Source organism: Flavobacterium qiangtangense (genome assembly GCF_042658345.1).
GTDB lineage: Bacteria > Bacteroidota > Bacteroidia > Flavobacteriales > Flavobacteriaceae > Flavobacterium > Flavobacterium qiangtangense.
In genome coordinates this window covers 307,653-324,643 of record NZ_JBHSQB010000003.1, presented here as the reverse complement: position 1 = coordinate 324,643, position 16,991 = coordinate 307,653, and the positions used below count along the sequence as shown (strand labels likewise).

The window sequence follows — 16,991 nt, the reverse complement described above, 5'->3', positions numbered from 1 at the left end:
AAGTATTTAAAATTCTAATCTTAAAGGATTATTTAAGCAAAATTTAAATAATATTTATTTTGTTGTTGGACATTGAAAAGTTGAAAGCTTCACGTCTGTATTTCTGATGCCGCTCATCCCCTTTTCCACGTTAATCATGTTGTGATAACCTCTCGATTTTAATATAGAAGCCATAATCACAGAACGATAACCGCCAGCACAATGAATATAAAATTGATCCTCTTTTGGAACTTCGGCCAATTGTTCATTAACAAAATCCAACGGAATATTTACAGCTCCTTCAATATTTTCTGCTTCAAATTCTCCTGGTTTTCTGGCATCTACAATAATACTTTTTTCAGTCAATTCTGAAGCAAATTGCTCTGGTGAAATACTTTCGATTGAATCAATTTCAAAACCTGCTTTTTCCCAAGATTCAATTCCTCCGTCAAGGAAACCAAGCGCATTATCAAAACCAACTCGTGATAATCTGGTGATTGTTTCTTCTTCTCTTCCTGCTGGAATTACCAACAAAAGTGGCTGTTTTACATCTCTGATTAAAGCGCCAACCCAAGGAGCAAATCCGCCCTGAATTCCGATGAAAATCGATCCCGGAATATGTTTTTTTACGAAGTCATTTTCATTTCTTACGTCTAAAACCAAAGCTTCTGATTGATTGGCAATTGCTTCAAATTCTTTTGCTGACAACGGTTTAACAGACTTTTCAATAATAGAATCCAAGCTTTCATAACCTTCAATATTCATCATCACATTTTGAGGAAAATAGGCCGGTGGCGCTCCCAAACCGTCAAGCAGTTCCGTGATAAATTCGTCACGCGTCATATCGGCACGCAACGCATAATTGGTTCTTTTTTGGTTACCCAAAGTGTCTGTAGTTTCCTTGCTCATATTTTTTCCGCAAGCACTTCCTGCACCGTGGCTTGGATAAACGATCAAATCATCCTCCAAAACCATAATTTTATTGCGAAGCGAGTCATATAAATAAGACGCCAATTTCTCTTGGGTCAAATCTCCTGAAATCTTCTGCGCCAAATCTGGACGACCAACATCACCAATAAACAAGGTATCTCCCGTAATGATTCCGTGGTTTTTGCCGTTTTCATCAATCAGCAAATAGCACGTGCTTTCCATCGTGTGTCCTGGCGTGTGGATCGCTTTAATTGTATATTTTCCAACTTTAAATTCTTGGTTATCTTCAGCAATTATCGCTTCAAAATTTGGCTTCGCCGTAGGTCCGTAAACAATTTGCCCTCCTGATTTCTTGGCCAAATCTAAATGTCCGGAAACAAAATCAGCGTGAAAATGTGTCTCGAAAATGTATTTTATTGTCGCATTATCTTTAGAAGCTTTGTCCAAATAAGGCTGAACTTCACGCAATGGATCAAAAATCGCCGCTTCGCCATCGCTTTCTAAATAGTAAGCCGCTTGAGCGATACATCCTGTATAAATTTGTTCGATTTTCATAATAATATAATTTGGAATCTAGAAAAGTAATTCTTTGGTCAAAATCAAGATTGACATCGCCAAAACAAACCATCCGAAACCATTTTTGAGATTTTTTTCGTTGATAAACTTATTTAGGTAAATCCCTGCAAAGATACCTAAAATTGAAATAAAAGAGAAAATTAATAAGAAACTCCAATCTGGATTTATATTGCCGATGTCTCCGGTAAATCCGATCAAGGAATTTATGGCGATGATAAAAATGGAAGTTCCAATTGCTTTTTTCATCGGAAGCTTTGCCAGAAAAACCAACGCTGGAATTATAAGAAATCCTCCGCCAGCACCAACTAAGCCGATAATTATCCCGACAATAAAAATTTGAATTATCGTGAAAATCAGATTTGGTTCTTTTTTCGAAACTGGAATTTTTCTGTCAGAAAGCATTGAAATCGAAGCCAACATCATTACAATCGCAAAAAGAACCATTATAAAAAATTCTTTTGTGACAGTAATTTCTTTGACTGTAAAAAGTATTTCGGGAATTGCAGGAACAACAATTTTGCGCGTAAAATAAATAGCTATTAAGGAAGGAATTGCGAATTTCAATCCGGTTTTTACTTCAACAAGACCTTTTCTGTAGTTTAAAATAGAGCCAAATGTGGAAGTTGATCCCACAATAAAAAGCGAATAAGCCGTTGCTATCACCGGATTTATCCCTAATAAATAAACCAAAACCGGAACTGTCATAATCGAACCGCCTCCACCAGTCAGCCCTAAAACCAAACCAATCAAAAGCGCACCGAGATAACCGAAAAATTCTTCCATAGTTTGGTTTAAGCAATTTACATTCTAAATTTCATAGAAATCGAAGAATTATTCTCCAAACCATTGCTTAACTAAATCTTTTTCAGAATGCAAAGCGTTTTTGTGCGTGAACTCGTTTGAATTTTTATTGTAATCGTAGTCTTTTTTCCAATCTTGGTGATTTTCTGCCAAAGATTTTATGCTGTCGCAAACGTACTGAATTTCAGCATTTGTGGTCGTTGGGTGAATTGACATTCTAATCCAGCCTGGTTTTCTGATTAAATCTCCGGCTGTAATTAAATTGGTCAAATCATTTGAAGTTTCTTGGTCCACGTGAAGCAAATAATGACCGTAAGTTCCGGCACAACTGCAACCGCCCCGTGTTTGGATTCCGAATTTATCGTTTAAAAGTTTTACACCTAAATTGAAATGCAAATCATCAATATAGAAAGAAATTACGCCTAACCTATTCTTATGTTGGTCTGCTAAAATATTAATATTTGAAACAGCTCCTAGTTCAGAAAACACATAATCAATGATTTCGTGTTCTCTTTCCAAGATATTTTTGATACCCATTTGTTCTTTTAACTGAACAGCCAAAGCGGTTTTTATTACTTGCAAGAATCCAGGAGTTCCGCCATCTTCTCTTTCTTCGATATTGTCCAAATATTTATGTTCGCCCCAAGGATTTGTCCATGAAACCGTTCCACCACCCGGATGGTCTGGAATCATATTTTTGTACAATTTCTTGTTGAAAATCAAAACGCCTGAAGTTCCAGGACCGCCAAGAAATTTGTGTGGCGAAAAGAAAATGGCGTCTAAATATGCTTCGCTGTCTTCTGGATGCATGTTTATTTCTACGTAAGGTGCCGAACACGCGAAATCCACGAAACAAACGCCGTTATTTTGGTGCATCAATTTTGCTACTTCATAATAAGGAGTTTTGATTCCTGTCACGTTTGAACATGAAGTTATCGAAGCGATTTTAATCGTATGATTTTTATATTTTTCTAATAAATCTTGAAATCCATCTAAGCAAAGCAAGCCTTTTTCACAAGCCGGAATCACTTCCACTTTTGCGATAGTTTCCAGCCAAGAAGTTTGGTTAGAATGATGTTCCATGTGGGAAATGAAAACGACTGGTTTTTTCTCGTCTGGAATATTGGTAAACTCACGAAGATTCTCAGGCAATTTTAAACCTAAAATTCGTTGGAATTTGTTGATAACGCCTGTCATTCCTGTTCCGTCTGTGATTAAGACGTCGTCAGAATTTGCGTTTACGTGTTTTTTTATGATATTTCTGGCGTGGTGATACGCCATTGTCATTGCGGTTCCTGAAACGGTGGTTTCGGTATGCGTATTGGCTACAAACGGCCCGAATTCGTTCATCAATTTTTCTTCAATCGGGCGGTACAATCGTCCGCTGGCGGTCCAGTCGGTGTAGATTATTTTCTTTTTTCCGAAAGGCGAAACAAATTCTTGGTCAATTCCGATGATATTGTTTCGGAATTTTTGAAAATATTGCTCTAATTGAGTTGAGATTTCAGTTGTAGTCATGCAATCGTAGTTTGGTTTCAAAGATAACGTTTTTGTTTGAAAAAAAATATCTCGCAAAGTCGCAAGATCGCAAAGTTTTATTTTTGAGAACTAATTAAGTTCGCTTAGCACGCAATCTTCGGAAAGTTTACAAAAATTCAAATGGTTTCTCAAATAGCCCCCGATGGTGGCTTTGTTTGAGCTCTTTCACGGCTGACCAAAGCCGGGAAAAGCGAGTGCCATCCAGCGGGAATTGCCTTTCCTGAAAATGCCCGACGATTCGCTTCTAAAAAATTTCAGACTTCAGATTTTAGATTTATGCGAGCGTGATTTATTGTCTTCTTAATTTATTTTCGAGGTATAAATTTACTTCGTTGTTGATTAAAGAAACTTCGATTTTTTCTTGCTCCGTCATTCGGTCTGTGAACAGAATTCCGTTTAAATGGTCGGTTTCGTGCTGGAAAACTACGGCTGTGAAACCTTCGATTATTTCTTCAAATTGCTTTCCTGTTTTGTCTTGATACGTCAATTTTATTGTGTAATTTCTCAAGACATTGCCCGTAATATCTGGGATTGAAAGGCATCCTTCTGGTCCTTTTCGGAGCAATTGCGAACGCCAAACGATTTTTGGATTGATGTATAATTCAAACGGTTCGCCTGCTTTGTCAAAACGTTGCACCCAAATAATATTTCTGTTGATGCCAATTTGTGGCGCGGCGATTCCGATTCCGGGATTGTTTGGGTCGCGCATTGACAAATACATTTTTTCGGCCAATAATGGTAGCAAATCGTCTTTTGGGTCGATGTCTTTTGAAACCGATTTCAAGATTTTTAGTTCTTTTTCGTCAGTGATTTCAATGACTTTGAGCATTGTTTTTTTGTCGCCAGATTCGATTATTTTTCGCTCTTCTTTTGAGAATTTTTGAGCAGAAACCGAAACGGCAAGAAGCAGAAAAAGTATTTGAATTGCGTTTTTCATAAATTAATTTGCAAAAGGAAGAGCCGAAAGAACGATGGACGCAGCGAACAAAATGTACATTAATAAAATTAAAAATATTACAGAACCAATTGACAATCCGATGATTGCACAAATTTTTCCGCTGTTTAAATTTTCGTATCCTGAAAAGAAATCTGGATTTTCTCGGTACAATTTCAAGTCTCTTTTAGCTAAAACCAAAGCGATGATTCCCAGCGTGATACCGATGAAACCATAGCAAAAACTTGTTGGGATTGATATAATTCCCAAAACCAAAACCGTCGTCGAATTTGGTAACGACGGACGGCGGTTTGGTGTGTAATATTCTCTTTGTTGGAATTCTGGTTGTTGGTTTTCCATATTAAATTCCGGCAACGGCTTTAATTTCGTCGATGATTCTCAATGCCAATTTATCAGCTTCTTCTTGTGATTTTGCTTCGGTATAAATTCTGATAATTGGCTCTGTGTTTGACTTTCTCAAGTGTACCCAGTTTTCGGCAAAGTCGATTTTTACGCCGTCAACCGTAGAAATGTTTTCGTTTTTATATTTTTCAGTCATTGCAACCAAAATCGCGTCAACGTCAATTTGTGGCGTCAATTCAATTTTATTTTTGCTCATAAAATATTGCGAATACGACGCTCTCAATTCAGAAACCTTCATCTTTTTATGTGCCAAATGTGTCAAAAACAAAGCCACGCCAACGATAGAATCTCTGCCATAATGTGACTCTGGATAAATTATACCGCCATTTCCTTCGCCACCGATGATCGCGTTATTTTTCTTCATCAATTCCACCACGTTTACTTCGCCGACAGCGCTTGCTTCGTACGTTCCGCCGTGAAGATTCGTCACGTCACGCAACGCGCGCGAAGACGACATATTCGATACCGTATTTCCTGGAGTTTTGCTCAAAACATAATCTGCAATCGCCACCAAAGTATATTCTTCGCCAAACATTTCGCCGTCTTCAGAAATGAACGCCAAACGGTCCACATCTGGGTCAACCACGATTCCGAAATCAGCTTTTTCTTTGACAACCAATTCAGAAATATCGGTCAAATGTTCTTTCAAAGGTTCTGGATTGTGCGGAAAATGTCCGTTTGGCTCGCAGTATAATTTTACGCACTCCACGCCCATTAATTCAAGAATTTTTGGAATAATAATTCCTCCAGAAGAATTTACGCCGTCAACAACCACTTTAAATTTGGCTTGTTTCACTGCTTCGATATCTACCAAAGGTAACTCTAAAACTTCGTCAATATGAATATCCATACACGCGTCATTTTGGGTAATTTCTCCCAAATTATCTACGTCAGAAAAATCAAAAGCCTCTCTTTCTGCAATGTCTAAAATAATGGCGCCCGCTTCTCCGCTCAAAAATTCTCCTTTTTCATTCAGCAGTTTTAATGCGTTCCATTGTTTTGGATTGTGGCTTGCAGTCAAGATAATTCCACCGTCCGCTTTTTCCAAAGGCACAGCAATTTCAACAGTTGGCGTTGTGGAAAGACCCAAATCAATTACGTCAATTCCAAGACCTATTAATGTATTGACCACCAAATTATGAATCATCGGTCCAGAAATTCTGGCGTCACGACCAATCACCACAGTCAATTTTTCTTTTTTTGAATGTTGTTTCAGCCAAGTTCCATAAGCCGAAGCGAATTTCACAGCGTCAACAGGAGTCAGGTTATCTCCCACTTTTCCGCCAATTGTGCCACGAATTCCTGATATAGATTTTATTAAGGTCATTTGTTTGAGTTTAATTTTAAGTTTCAAAGATACAAAGTTGGAAAGTTTTAGTGTAAAAAATTTTTAAGAAGATAAAATTTACATCCAAATTATTTTGAAACTTGTATCTTTGAGAATAATCGACGAAAAATATGAACTTTTTAGCCCACATTTATCTTTCCGGAAATAACGATTTTATTAAAATTGGAGGCTTGATGGCGGATGGAATTCGGGGAAAAGATTATGAACATTTCCCAAAAGATGTTCAAATAGGAATTATTTTGCATCGCGCGATTGATACATTTACTGATGCGCACGCGATTTTTAGAATCAGCAAACACAGGCTTCACGAGAAATACGGCCATTATTCGGGCGTAATTATCGACGTTTTTTACGACCATTTTTTGGCTAAAAATTGGGGTAATTATTCTGATGAAAAACTTTCCAGTTTTGTCAACCGCTTTTATAAATCTTTAGATGATAATTTTGAAATACTGACGTTGAAAACTCAAAATATGCTTCCTTACATGAAAAAAGGAAATTGGCTTTACAATTATCAGTTTATTGATGAAATTGAGAGAGTACTTTCTCAAATGGACCATCGCACAAAACATCAGTCAAATATGGGACTTTCGGTAAAAGAGCTAAAAGAATTTTACACCGAATTTGAACAGGAATTCACGCTGTTTTTCAAAGAATTAAAAGATTTTGCTGAAGAAAAATTGAAAACTTTATAACCTTTTTTGCTGGTAAATTTTAACAAAAATCGTATTTTAGCACTTTATTCCTAACGTTTTTCAAGTTAAATGTCTCACAAGAAACCCTCTCGCACACAAGTATTTTTTAAAAAAATTTCCAAGAAATTTGAAGCGCTATTTTTTATCGCCAAAGATTTTCTTTCAGAAAGACACTTTTTATATCTTTCTTGCGTGGTCGTTGCGATTTCTTGTGCGTTTGCCGTGATTATTTTAAAAGCTTTTGCGCATTCTGTTTTTGTTTTTGCAACTTACATCAACGGATATTTGAAACTTCCTTTCATTAATAGTATTTTGCCAATAATCGGAATTTTGCTGACCGTTTTTGTCATCAGAAATTTCTTGAACGGAAGACTAGAAAAAGGAAGCTCAAGAATTTTATATGCCGTAGCTAAAAAAGGCGGAATTTTACCAAGGAAGCAAATGTATGCCCAAATCATAACAAGCTCCCTTACTGTAGGACTCGGCGGTTCTGCTGGTTTGGAGTCACCAATTACAATTACCGGAGCTGCTTTTGGTTCGAATTTTGCCCAAAAATATCGACTTTCCCAAAAAGACAGAATTTTGCTTCTAGCATGCGGTGTAGCTGCCGGAATTGCAGCTGCTTTTAACGCTCCAATTGCAGGAGTTTTGTTCGCAATTGAAGTAGTTTTAACCGATGTTGCGATTACCGCTTTTATCCCTATTATGATTTCTGCCGCAACTGGCGCTTTGATTTCCACAATTGTGCTGAATGAGGATGTTCTTTTGTCTTTCAAAAAGCAACAAACCTTTGATTATCATAATATTCCTTTTTATATAATTCTTGGAATTTTAGCGGGATTAGTTTCTGTTTATCACGCGAGAAACTTCCAGAAAATTGAGGGCTTTTTTTCAAGGTTTAAAAATGGCGCGTACAAAAAGGCATTGTTCGGAGCTTGTATTTTAGCGGTAATGATTTTCTTTTTTCCGACGCTTTTTGGAGAAGGTTATGAAAGTATCAAGACGCTTGCAAATACAAATCCGCAAGCTATTTTAAACAATACTTTGCTTTCTGAATATAAAAGTAGTGAATGGATTCTGTTATTATTCGTAGGAATTACAATGCTTTTAAAGGTTTACGCGACCGGATTGACTTTAGGAAGCGGTGGAAACGGAGGTAACTTCGCTCCTTCTCTTTTTGTTGGTTCTTATCTTGGTTTTTTTGTAGCCAAATTTTTCAACTTATTAGGATTTACAAGAGAACTGCCTGTCGGAAATTTTACAATTGTTGGAATGGCCGGAATTTTGAGCGGATTGTTTCACGCGCCTTTGACTGCAATTTTCCTTATCGGAGAAATTACGGGCGGTTATGGCTTGATGGTGCCGTTGATGATTGTGTCTTCTATAAGTTTTGCTGTTTCAAAACAATTGGAACCGCATTCGATGGATGTCAAACATTTGGCTGACAAAGGTGACGTTTTTACAAGTGATAAAGACAAAAATATCCTTTCAAATATTGACATTTTAAGTCATATCAATTCGGAATATAAAACAATTCGTTTGGAAGATAAATTGGAAAGTTTAGTAGAACTTTTGACAACTTCACGACAACAAGTTTATCCGGTTGTGAATGCTAAAAACGAACTTTTGGGTGTTATCGAATTTGAAAAATTAAGACCGATAGTCTTTAATCCATTTCGAATAAAATATACTACAGTTCAAGAAGTCATGACCATTCCGCAAGAGGTAATTTCTGTAGAAGAAGGAATGGAAACCGTAATGGAGAAGTTTGAAACCTGCCATTGCGAATTTCTTCCGGTTTTAAAAGACGATAAATATTTCGGATTTATTTCAAAAATCGAAGTCTTGGAATCCTATAGAAAAAGACTCAAAGAAATGGTCATCGAATAACTTAATATCGGATAGATATAAATTTTGAATTATCCGATATTAATTATATCTTTGTGGTATGTGGAATATTGACTTAACATATCGCAAAGAAATGCAATCAACTTTTGAAAGATTGTATGAAAAACAAGCCGTCTTAAACCAAAGCCGACCCTTGCCAAACATCGCTTTACAGAAAATCAAGGAAACACTTTCCGTCGAATGGACTTATAATTCAAACAGCATTGAAGGAAATACTTTGAGCCTTCGCGAAACGCAAATGGTTATCCAAGAAGGAATTACCGTTAAAGGAAAATCTTTAAGAGAACATTTCGAAGCAAAAAATCACGATAAAGCAGTTGATTATTTGTATGAAATTGTAAGCCAAGATTATGTTTTGAGAAGCATTGATATTCTTTCGCTCCACGGATTGGTTTTACGAACAATTGAGGATGATTTTGCCGGAAGAATTAGAAATGCTGGCGTTCGAATTACCGGAGCCAATTTTGTTCCGCCAAATGCCAACAAAGTCTCAGATTTGCTCGATGAATTGATTGCTTTTGTGAATGAAAATCCGCTTGGCTTGAACGATATTGAGTTGGCTACCATTTTTCATCATAAACTCGTTTGGATTCATCCTTTTTTTGATGGAAACGGCAGAACGGTTCGCCTCGCGATGAACTTATTATTGATGCGAAAGGGTTTTCCGCCGGCGATTATTTTAAAAAATGATAGAAAGAAATATTATGACGCGCTGAATCAAGCCAATAAAGGAAATTACCAAAAACTGACTTTGCTGATGTCGCAATCGCTTGAACGAACGCTGAATATTTATGTGACTTCGCTTCCTGATAATGATTATAACTTTCAGGAAATCAGCAATATTGTCGAAGAACCAAACTTTCCTTATGGTCAAGAATATGTCAGTCTTTTGGCGCGACAAGGAAAAATAGACGCTTACAAAGAAGGCCGAAATTGGCTCACCACAAAAGATGCAATCGAAAATTATATGACTAACAGAAAACGCAAACGATAATTGTTTGCGTTTTTTTTTAATTCTAAAAACTCACTTCTCAATACTTTCTTTGACACAAATTTAAGTTTTTGGGCAAGTATCTTTAACTAAAATTAGATTACAAAGCTGTACCTTTGCATTTTGCAAAAAATCTATGCTAGATACTGAAAATAACATTGAAGTTTTGGGCGCCCGCGTTCACAATTTAAAAAATATAGACGTTACCATTCCTCGTGAAAAACTCGTTGTGATTACCGGACTTTCGGGTTCTGGCAAGTCTTCACTGGCTTTTGACACGATTTATGCCGAAGGTCAACGTCGTTACATCGAAACTTTTTCTGCGTATGCGCGACAATTTCTTGGCGGTTTGGAACGTCCTGATGTAGACAAAATCGACGGACTTTCTCCCGTAATTGCCATTGAACAGAAAACGACGAGCAAAAGTCCGCGTTCGACTGTTGGAACCATTACAGAAATTTATGACTTCCTGCGTTTGCTTTACGCAAGAGCCGGCGACGCTTACAGTTATGTGACTGGAGAAAAGATGGTAAGCTATAGCGATGAACAAATCAAACAGCTGATTTTTGAGAATTTTGAAGGAAAGCGAATCAATATTTTGGCTCCGATAATTCGTTCACGTAAAGGACATTACCGTGAGTTATTTGAACAAATTTCCAAACAGGGATTTTTAAAAGTCAGAATCAATGGCGACATCAAAGATATTACGCCAGGAATGAAATTGGACCGTTATAAAACGCACGATATTGAAACGGTTATAGACAGAATGTTGATTGAAAATACACCAGAAAACGACAAACGTTTGACCGAAAGTATCAAAACTGCGATGTATCATGGTGAAGATATTTTGATGATTATCGATCAAGATACACAGGAAGCCAGATATTTCAGTCGTAATTTGATGTGCCCGACTTCTGGAATTTCGTACCCAAATCCGGAGCCAAATAATTTTTCATTCAACTCGCCAAAAGGTGCTTGCGACAGCTGTAACGGACTTGGAACTGTTAATGAAATTAATATGAAAAAGATTGTCCCAAATCCGAAATTGTCTATAAAACAAGGCGGTTTCGCACCTTTGGGAGAATATAAAAGTTCTTGGATTTTCAAGCAATTGGAAATTATCGGAGAGAAATTTGGATTCAAATTAACTGACCCAGTGGAAAAAATTTCCGCGGAAGCGATGGAAGTAATTATGCACGGCGGAAAAGAAAAATTTGAGGTTTCTTCCAAGACTTTAGGTGTTACCAAAGACTATAAAATTGATTTCGAAGGAATTTCTAGCTTTATCAAAAATCAATTTGACGAAAGCGGTTCCACTTCTATAAAACGTTGGGCAAAAGAATTTATGGACGAAGTTAAATGTCCGGTTTGTGAAGGTTCTCGTTTGAAAAAAGAGTCATTATATTTTAAGGTCAACGGCAAAAATATTGCTGAATTGACCGATATGGACATTTCTGATTTGGCTGTTTGGTTTGAAGAATTAGACCGAGATTTGAATGAAAAACAGAAAAAAATTGCTTCTGAAGTTGTAAAGGAAATCAAGTCGAGATTGAGCTTTTTGGTGAATGTTGGTTTGAATTATTTGTCTTTGAGCCGAAGTTCGAAATCGCTTTCTGGCGGTGAAGCGCAACGTATTCGATTGGCTACGCAAATTGGCTCGCAGTTGGTTGGCGTTTTATATATTTTAGACGAACCAAGTATCGGTTTGCACCAAAGAGACAATGAAAAACTGATTCATTCTTTGGAACAATTACGCGATATCGGAAATTCTGTAATCGTAGTGGAACATGACAAAGATATGATTGAACGCGCTGATTATGTGATTGATATCGGACCAAAAGCAGGAAAATATGGCGGACAGATTATCAGCAAAGGAACGCCTGCAGAATTATTGAAAGAACACACTCTAACAGCTTCGTATTTGAACGGCGAAATGGAAATTGCTGTTCCGAAAAAACGTCGTGAAGGAAATGGAAAACTCCTGAAATTGACTGGAGCAACTGGAAATAATTTAAAAAATGTTTCGATTGAATTGCCTTTAGGAAAATTAATCTGCGTGACAGGAGTTTCTGGAAGCGGAAAATCTACGTTGATTAATGAAACATTGTATCCGATTTTAAATGCACATTTTTTCAATGGCGTAAAAAAACCACAGCCTTATAAAAAGATTGAAGGTTTGGAACACATTGACAAAATTATTGATATTGACCAATCTCCAATCGGGCGTACACCGCGTTCAAATCCAGCGACTTATACCGAAGTTTTCTCAGAAATAAGAAGTTTGTTTACGATGACTTCTGAAGCAATGATTCGTGGTTATAAACCGGGACGTTTTAGCTTTAATGTGAATGGCGGAAGATGTGAAACCTGCGAAGGTTCGGGCGTGAGAACAATTGAAATGAGCTTTCTTCCAGATGTTTATGTGGAATGTGAAACGTGTCAAGGAAAGCGTTTTAACAGAGAAACTTTGGAAATTAGGTACAAAGGAAAATCGATTTCTGATGTCTTAAATATGACCGTTGCAGAAGCCGTACCTTTCTTTGAAAATATTCCAAAAATTTACAGAAAAGTCAAAGCTTTAGAAGATGTTGGTTTGGGTTATATCACTCTTGGTCAACAAAGTACGACGCTTTCTGGAGGAGAAGCGCAACGAATTAAATTGGCTGGAGAATTATCCAAAAAAGATACCGGAAACACGTTTTATATTTTAGACGAACCCACAACAGGTTTGCATTTTGAAGACATCCGGGTTTTGATGGAAGTCATTGAAAAACTGGTCGATAAAGGAAATACGGTCTTGATTATTGAACATAATATGGACGTAATTAAGCTTGCCGATTACATCATCGACATTGGTCCTGAAGGTGGAAAAGGTGGCGGACAGCTGATTGCCAAAGGAACTCCGGAAGAAGTTGCTAAAAATAAAAAAAGCTACACTGCCAAATTCTTGAAAAAAGAATTACTTTAGCAGGCTGAAAAAAATTTAAGAAAGATGAAAAAAGAGATTTTCGATAACGAAGACGATTTAATAAAAGACAAATTACAACAAAAAACTTGGAACGAAATTCGAAGTAACGATTCTTGGGCAATTTTTAAAATTATGTCTGAGTTTGTGAACGGTTACGAAACAATGGGAAGAATTGGTCCGTGTGTTTCTATTTTTGGCTCTGCCAGAACAAAACCGGACGACCCGCAATATTTATTGGCCGAAAAAATTGCTTATAAAATCAGTAAAGCAGGTTACGGAGTCATCACTGGCGGTGGTCCTGGAATTATGGAAGCGGGAAATAAAGGCGCACATTTAGGTGGCGGAACTTCTGTTGGTTTGAACATCGAATTGCCATTTGAACAGCATTACAATCCTTATATTGACAAAGACAAAAACTTGAATTTCGATTATTTCTTCGTAAGAAAAGTGATGTTCGTGAAATATTCGCAAGGTTTCGTGGTTATGCCGGGAGGTTTTGGAACATTAGACGAATTATTTGAAGCGATTACGTTAATCCAAACTAAGAAAATTGGTAAATTCCCAATCATTTTGGTAGGAAGAGATTTCTGGTCTGGCTTAATGAATTGGGTAAAAACTGTGCTAATTGAAAAATATGCAAACGTTTCTCCTGGCGATATGGACTTGATTAAAATTGTGGACAATGAAGACGAAGTTTTGACGGTTTTGGATAATTTCTACAAGAAATACAATTTGAGCCCGAATTTTTAAAAAGGGTTACAAAGTTGCAAAGCGACTAAGTTGCAAAGTTTAAATCGCTGTCATAATAATACCAAAAGCTGTCTTCATCGACGGCTTTTCTTTTTATAAATCTAAAGCAACCTTTATTAGGATTTGTATCTAATTATAACTAAACTTGTTTAAACGTTTTACCGTATATAATTTAAAAAACTGCTTGAATACAATACTAAAAATTTTCCTCGCGCTTTTCGTGAGTTTATTTTCTTTAAAAGGAAATGCCCAACATCATATCAAAATGAATGTTGAGATTAACGATGAAGAAAAATCAGCGTATGTCCAGCAAGAAATTACATTTTATAATCAATCTGGCGACACGATTTCTTCGATAATTTTAAACGATTGGAACCAAGCTTATTCTGATAAAAATACGCCTTTCGCAAAACGATTTTCGGATGAATTTGTTCGTAGTTTTCATCTGGCAAAAGACAGCGAAAGAGGAAATACAAGCAATGTTACAATCATCGACGGAAGCCAATCGTTCTTAAAATGGCATCGCTTTGAAAAGCATCCTGATGTGATTGAAGTGAATTTAAACGAGAAATTGGCGCCTTATCAAAAGGTAATTTTGAAATTGACTTACGTCGTAAAATTTCCAAAAGACCGATTTACAAAATATGGCTGGGACGATAACGGAAATTTCAATTTAAAAAACTGGTACCTCACTCCCGCCCGCTTTGAAAATCACGAATTTTTAAAATACAGCAACAATAATTTAGATGACATTTCTAACGGAATTGCCGATTATGAAATTTCATTGAAAGTGCCAAAAAATCTTCAGGCAACTTCAGACTTGAACGAAATTAGCGTTAAAAAAGGTACGATTTCAACTTATGAATTATCCGGAAAAAATCGTAGTGATTTCAACTTATTTATAGAGCCAAAGACCACTTTTTACAGCTATAAAAATAGCGTTGTAAATATTGAAACCAATATGAAAGAAAATCGTTTGGATGATATTCAAAAGGCGATTGTCATTGACCGAATTGTGAATTATGTCAATGAAAATATTGGGCAATATCCTCACGAAAAAATCACGGTTTCGCAGGCAGATTATGAAAGAAGTCCGTTTTATGGATTGAATCAGCTTCCGGCTTTTATCAGTCCTTTTTCAGATGAATTTTTGTTTGAAATTAAATTTTTAAAGACGTATCTGAATAATTACCTCAAGACTTCTTTACGTCTGAATCCGCGTTATGACAACTGGGTTTACGACGGAATCCAGATTTATGCGATGATGAAATATATCGAAGAAAATCATCCGGATAGCAAGATGATGGGTCGCGTAGCGCAGTGGCGTTTGCTGAAAAGTTATAATTTGACAACGATTGATTTTAACGAGCAGTACAGCTATTTTTATATGCTGATGGCTCGAAAAAATTTAGACCAATCGCTGGGCGACCCAAAAACAGCTTTGATTAAATTCAACGAACAAATTGCAAGCAAATACCGCGCTGGATTGAGCTTGAAATATTTAGACAACTATCTTGGAAACGACATTGTTGAAAACAGCATTCAGCAATTTTATAGTTTGAATCAGCAGAAATTGACTACAAGAAATGACTTGGAAACTGTTTTGAAATCAAACGCTAAAAAAGACATTAATTGGTTTTTCAAAACAATTATTGATTCCAGAGATATTGTGGATTACAAATTCACGGATGTTTCAAAAACCAAAGACAGCGTGACTTTTACTGTTAGAAACAAAACAAATGCTGTTGTCCCAATTCCTATTTTTGGTGTAAAAAAAGGTGAAGTCGTGTTTAAAAAATGGCTGGACGGATTTGAAAATGACTCGACTTTTACCGTTTCAAGGCACGATGCGGACAAAATCATCCTGAATTATAAAAACGAAGTTCCCGAATACAATCTTAGAAATAATTGGAAATCGCTCAAAGGTTTTTTATCGCAAAATCGTCCGATAAAATTTAATTTTATGAAGGATTTGGAAGACCCTTATTACAACCAAATTCTTTATGTTCCTTCGATTACTTATAATTTATACGACGGAATTTCTCCGGGAATCCGATTTCACAACAAGACGATTTTAGACAAGCCGTTCACTTTTGACATCAACCCAATTTATTCGTCGAAAACAAAGTCGCTTTCTGGGTCATTTGGCTTGAGCGTGAACCAAAACAACAGAGATTCAAACCTTTACAATATACGATACGGTGTTGGCGGTTCGTATTTTCATTACGCGCCCGATGCAACTTATTTAAAATTGACACCTTCGGTAGTGATGCGAATTCGTGAGCCCGATTTTCGTGACAATAGAAAACAGGCAATTCAGTTCAGGCAAGTGATTGTGGAACGTGAAAGGTCGATGTATGACGTGGAAAGAACCGAAAATTACACGGTTTTCAATGCCAAATATTTCAATACAAAAACAGAAGTTACCAATCATTTTAATTTCAATACCGACCTTCAGTTATCCGGAAAATTTGGGAAATTAGCGACAGAAATTGAGTACCGAAAACTTTTTGACAGCAACAGGCAAGTGAATCTTCGTTTATTCGCCGGAACTTTTATTTACAATAAAACCGACACCGATTTCTTTAGTTTTGCGTTGGACCGACCGACCGATTATTTGTTTGATTACAACTATTTGGGACGTTCAGAAAGCACCGGATTGTTCAGCCAGCAGTACATTATTTCTGAAGGCGGTTTTAAGTCGAAATTGGCCAATCCCTTTGCCAGTCAATGGATGACAACCTTAAACGGAAGCGTCAGCATCTGGAATTGGATTGAAGCTTATGGCGATATCGGTTTTTTAAAAGACCATTCCAGCAATCCCGATTTTGTTTATGACAGTGGAATTCGTTTAAATCTGGTGACCGATTATTTTGAGCTATATTTCCCTATTTATTCGAATAACGGCTGGGAAATTTCACAACCAAACTACAATGAAAAAATTCGATTTATTATTACAATTAGCCCAAAAACGCTGACAAACCTTTTCACAAGAAAATGGTTCTAATAAAATTGTAGTATTCTAAATTTCCTGATTTTATAATTTCAACTTCGTGCTATTTTGCCTTAAAATTACATTTAAAACAATTTTAAATCAATTTTGCTGATTATCTTTCATTGAAATTACTTCATATTGCAAATCGATTGCA

Annotated in this window: 12 protein-coding genes; 6 read left to right on the top strand and 6 right to left on the bottom strand. The window is 36.5% G+C overall.

Annotation, left to right across the window (positions count from 1 at the left end; genetic code table 11):
• Window positions 1-54: 54 nt before the first annotated feature.
• From ACFPVY_RS01530 to glmM, 6 genes are all read right to left on the bottom strand, one after another.
• Window positions 55-1,464 carry an MBL fold metallo-hydrolase gene (locus tag ACFPVY_RS01530; protein ID WP_379789928.1) on the bottom strand — a complete coding sequence of 470 codons (1,410 nt, stop codon included), beginning with the start codon at window positions 1,462-1,464 and terminating at the stop codon, window positions 55-57.
• Window positions 1,465-1,482: 18 nt separating this feature from the next.
• Window positions 1,483-2,268, bottom strand: coding sequence for a sulfite exporter TauE/SafE family protein (locus ACFPVY_RS01525; protein WP_379789927.1), 786 nt, complete (start codon window positions 2,266-2,268; stop codon window positions 1,483-1,485).
• A gap of 48 nt (window positions 2,269-2,316) precedes the next feature.
• Entirely contained in the window at window positions 2,317-3,804 is a 1,488-nt protein-coding gene (locus tag ACFPVY_RS01520; RefSeq protein WP_379790262.1) for an aminotransferase class V-fold PLP-dependent enzyme, read from the bottom strand.
• Window positions 3,805-4,114: 310 nt separating this feature from the next.
• Window positions 4,115-4,762, bottom strand: a complete 648-nt coding sequence (gene def, locus ACFPVY_RS01515; protein ID WP_379789926.1) for a peptide deformylase — start codon at window positions 4,760-4,762, stop codon at window positions 4,115-4,117.
• Between the two features lie 3 nt (window positions 4,763-4,765).
• Window positions 4,766-5,119: a CCC motif membrane protein gene (locus ACFPVY_RS01510; RefSeq protein WP_379789925.1), complete on the bottom strand. Its 354-nt coding sequence runs from the start codon at window positions 5,117-5,119 to the stop codon at window positions 4,766-4,768.
• 1 nt (window position 5,120) lies between these two features.
• Complete coding sequence (gene glmM / locus ACFPVY_RS01505) at window positions 5,121-6,509, bottom strand: phosphoglucosamine mutase (protein ID WP_379789923.1); 1,389 nt, start codon at window positions 6,507-6,509, stop codon at window positions 5,121-5,123.
• 131 nt (window positions 6,510-6,640) lie between these two features.
• Between glmM and ACFPVY_RS01500 the strand changes: the two genes are divergently transcribed.
• The 6 genes from ACFPVY_RS01500 to ACFPVY_RS01475 all read left to right on the top strand — a co-directional run bounded on the left by ACFPVY_RS01500 (window position 6,641) and on the right by ACFPVY_RS01475 (window position 16,849).
• Window positions 6,641-7,225, top strand: coding sequence for an acyl carrier protein phosphodiesterase (locus tag ACFPVY_RS01500; protein ID WP_379789922.1), 585 nt, complete (start codon window positions 6,641-6,643; stop codon window positions 7,223-7,225).
• Between the two features lie 69 nt (window positions 7,226-7,294).
• Window positions 7,295-9,115 carry a chloride channel protein gene (locus tag ACFPVY_RS01495; RefSeq protein ID WP_379789921.1) on the top strand — a complete coding sequence of 607 codons (1,821 nt, stop codon included), beginning with the start codon at window positions 7,295-7,297 and terminating at the stop codon, window positions 9,113-9,115.
• A gap of 58 nt (window positions 9,116-9,173) precedes the next feature.
• Window positions 9,174-10,127 (top strand): Fic family protein, encoded by a 954-nt coding sequence (locus ACFPVY_RS01490; protein WP_379789920.1) that lies wholly within the window; start codon window positions 9,174-9,176, stop codon window positions 10,125-10,127.
• Window positions 10,128-10,260: 133 nt separating this feature from the next.
• Window positions 10,261-13,092: an excinuclease ABC subunit UvrA gene (uvrA, locus tag ACFPVY_RS01485; RefSeq protein ID WP_379789918.1), complete on the top strand. Its 2,832-nt coding sequence runs from the start codon at window positions 10,261-10,263 to the stop codon at window positions 13,090-13,092.
• A gap of 24 nt (window positions 13,093-13,116) precedes the next feature.
• Window positions 13,117-13,842: an LOG family protein gene (locus ACFPVY_RS01480; RefSeq protein WP_379789916.1), complete on the top strand. Its 726-nt coding sequence runs from the start codon at window positions 13,117-13,119 to the stop codon at window positions 13,840-13,842.
• 265 nt (window positions 13,843-14,107) lie between these two features.
• Window positions 14,108-16,849: a gluzincin family metallopeptidase gene (locus tag ACFPVY_RS01475; protein ID WP_379790261.1), complete on the top strand. Its 2,742-nt coding sequence runs from the start codon at window positions 14,108-14,110 to the stop codon at window positions 16,847-16,849.
• The last annotated feature ends 142 nt before the right edge of the window (window positions 16,850-16,991 follow it).

Bases quoted from the DNA above. Each gene is read 5' to 3' on its own strand.
- ACFPVY_RS01530 (WP_379789928.1), bottom strand. From the start codon at position 1,464: ATGAAAATCGAACAAATTTATACAGGATGTATCGCTCAAGCGGCTTAC.
- ACFPVY_RS01525 (WP_379789927.1), bottom strand. From the start codon at position 2,268: ATGGAAGAATTTTTCGGTTATCTCGGTGCGCTTTTGATTGGTTTGGTT.
- ACFPVY_RS01520 (WP_379790262.1), bottom strand. From the start codon at position 3,804: ATGACTACAACTGAAATCTCAACTCAATTAGAGCAATATTTTCAAAAA.
- def (WP_379789926.1), bottom strand. From the start codon at position 4,762: ATGAAAAACGCAATTCAAATACTTTTTCTGCTTCTTGCCGTTTCGGTT.
- ACFPVY_RS01510 (WP_379789925.1), bottom strand. From the start codon at position 5,119: ATGGAAAACCAACAACCAGAATTCCAACAAAGAGAATATTACACACCA.
- glmM (WP_379789923.1), bottom strand. From the start codon at position 6,509: ATGACCTTAATAAAATCTATATCAGGAATTCGTGGCACAATTGGCGGA.
- ACFPVY_RS01500 (WP_379789922.1), top strand. From the start codon at position 6,641: ATGAACTTTTTAGCCCACATTTATCTTTCCGGAAATAACGATTTTATT.
- ACFPVY_RS01495 (WP_379789921.1), top strand. From the start codon at position 7,295: ATGTCTCACAAGAAACCCTCTCGCACACAAGTATTTTTTAAAAAAATT.
- ACFPVY_RS01490 (WP_379789920.1), top strand. From the start codon at position 9,174: ATGTGGAATATTGACTTAACATATCGCAAAGAAATGCAATCAACTTTT.
- uvrA (WP_379789918.1), top strand. From the start codon at position 10,261: ATGCTAGATACTGAAAATAACATTGAAGTTTTGGGCGCCCGCGTTCAC.
- ACFPVY_RS01480 (WP_379789916.1), top strand. From the start codon at position 13,117: ATGAAAAAAGAGATTTTCGATAACGAAGACGATTTAATAAAAGACAAA.
- ACFPVY_RS01475 (WP_379790261.1), top strand. From the start codon at position 14,108: ATGAATGTTGAGATTAACGATGAAGAAAAATCAGCGTATGTCCAGCAA.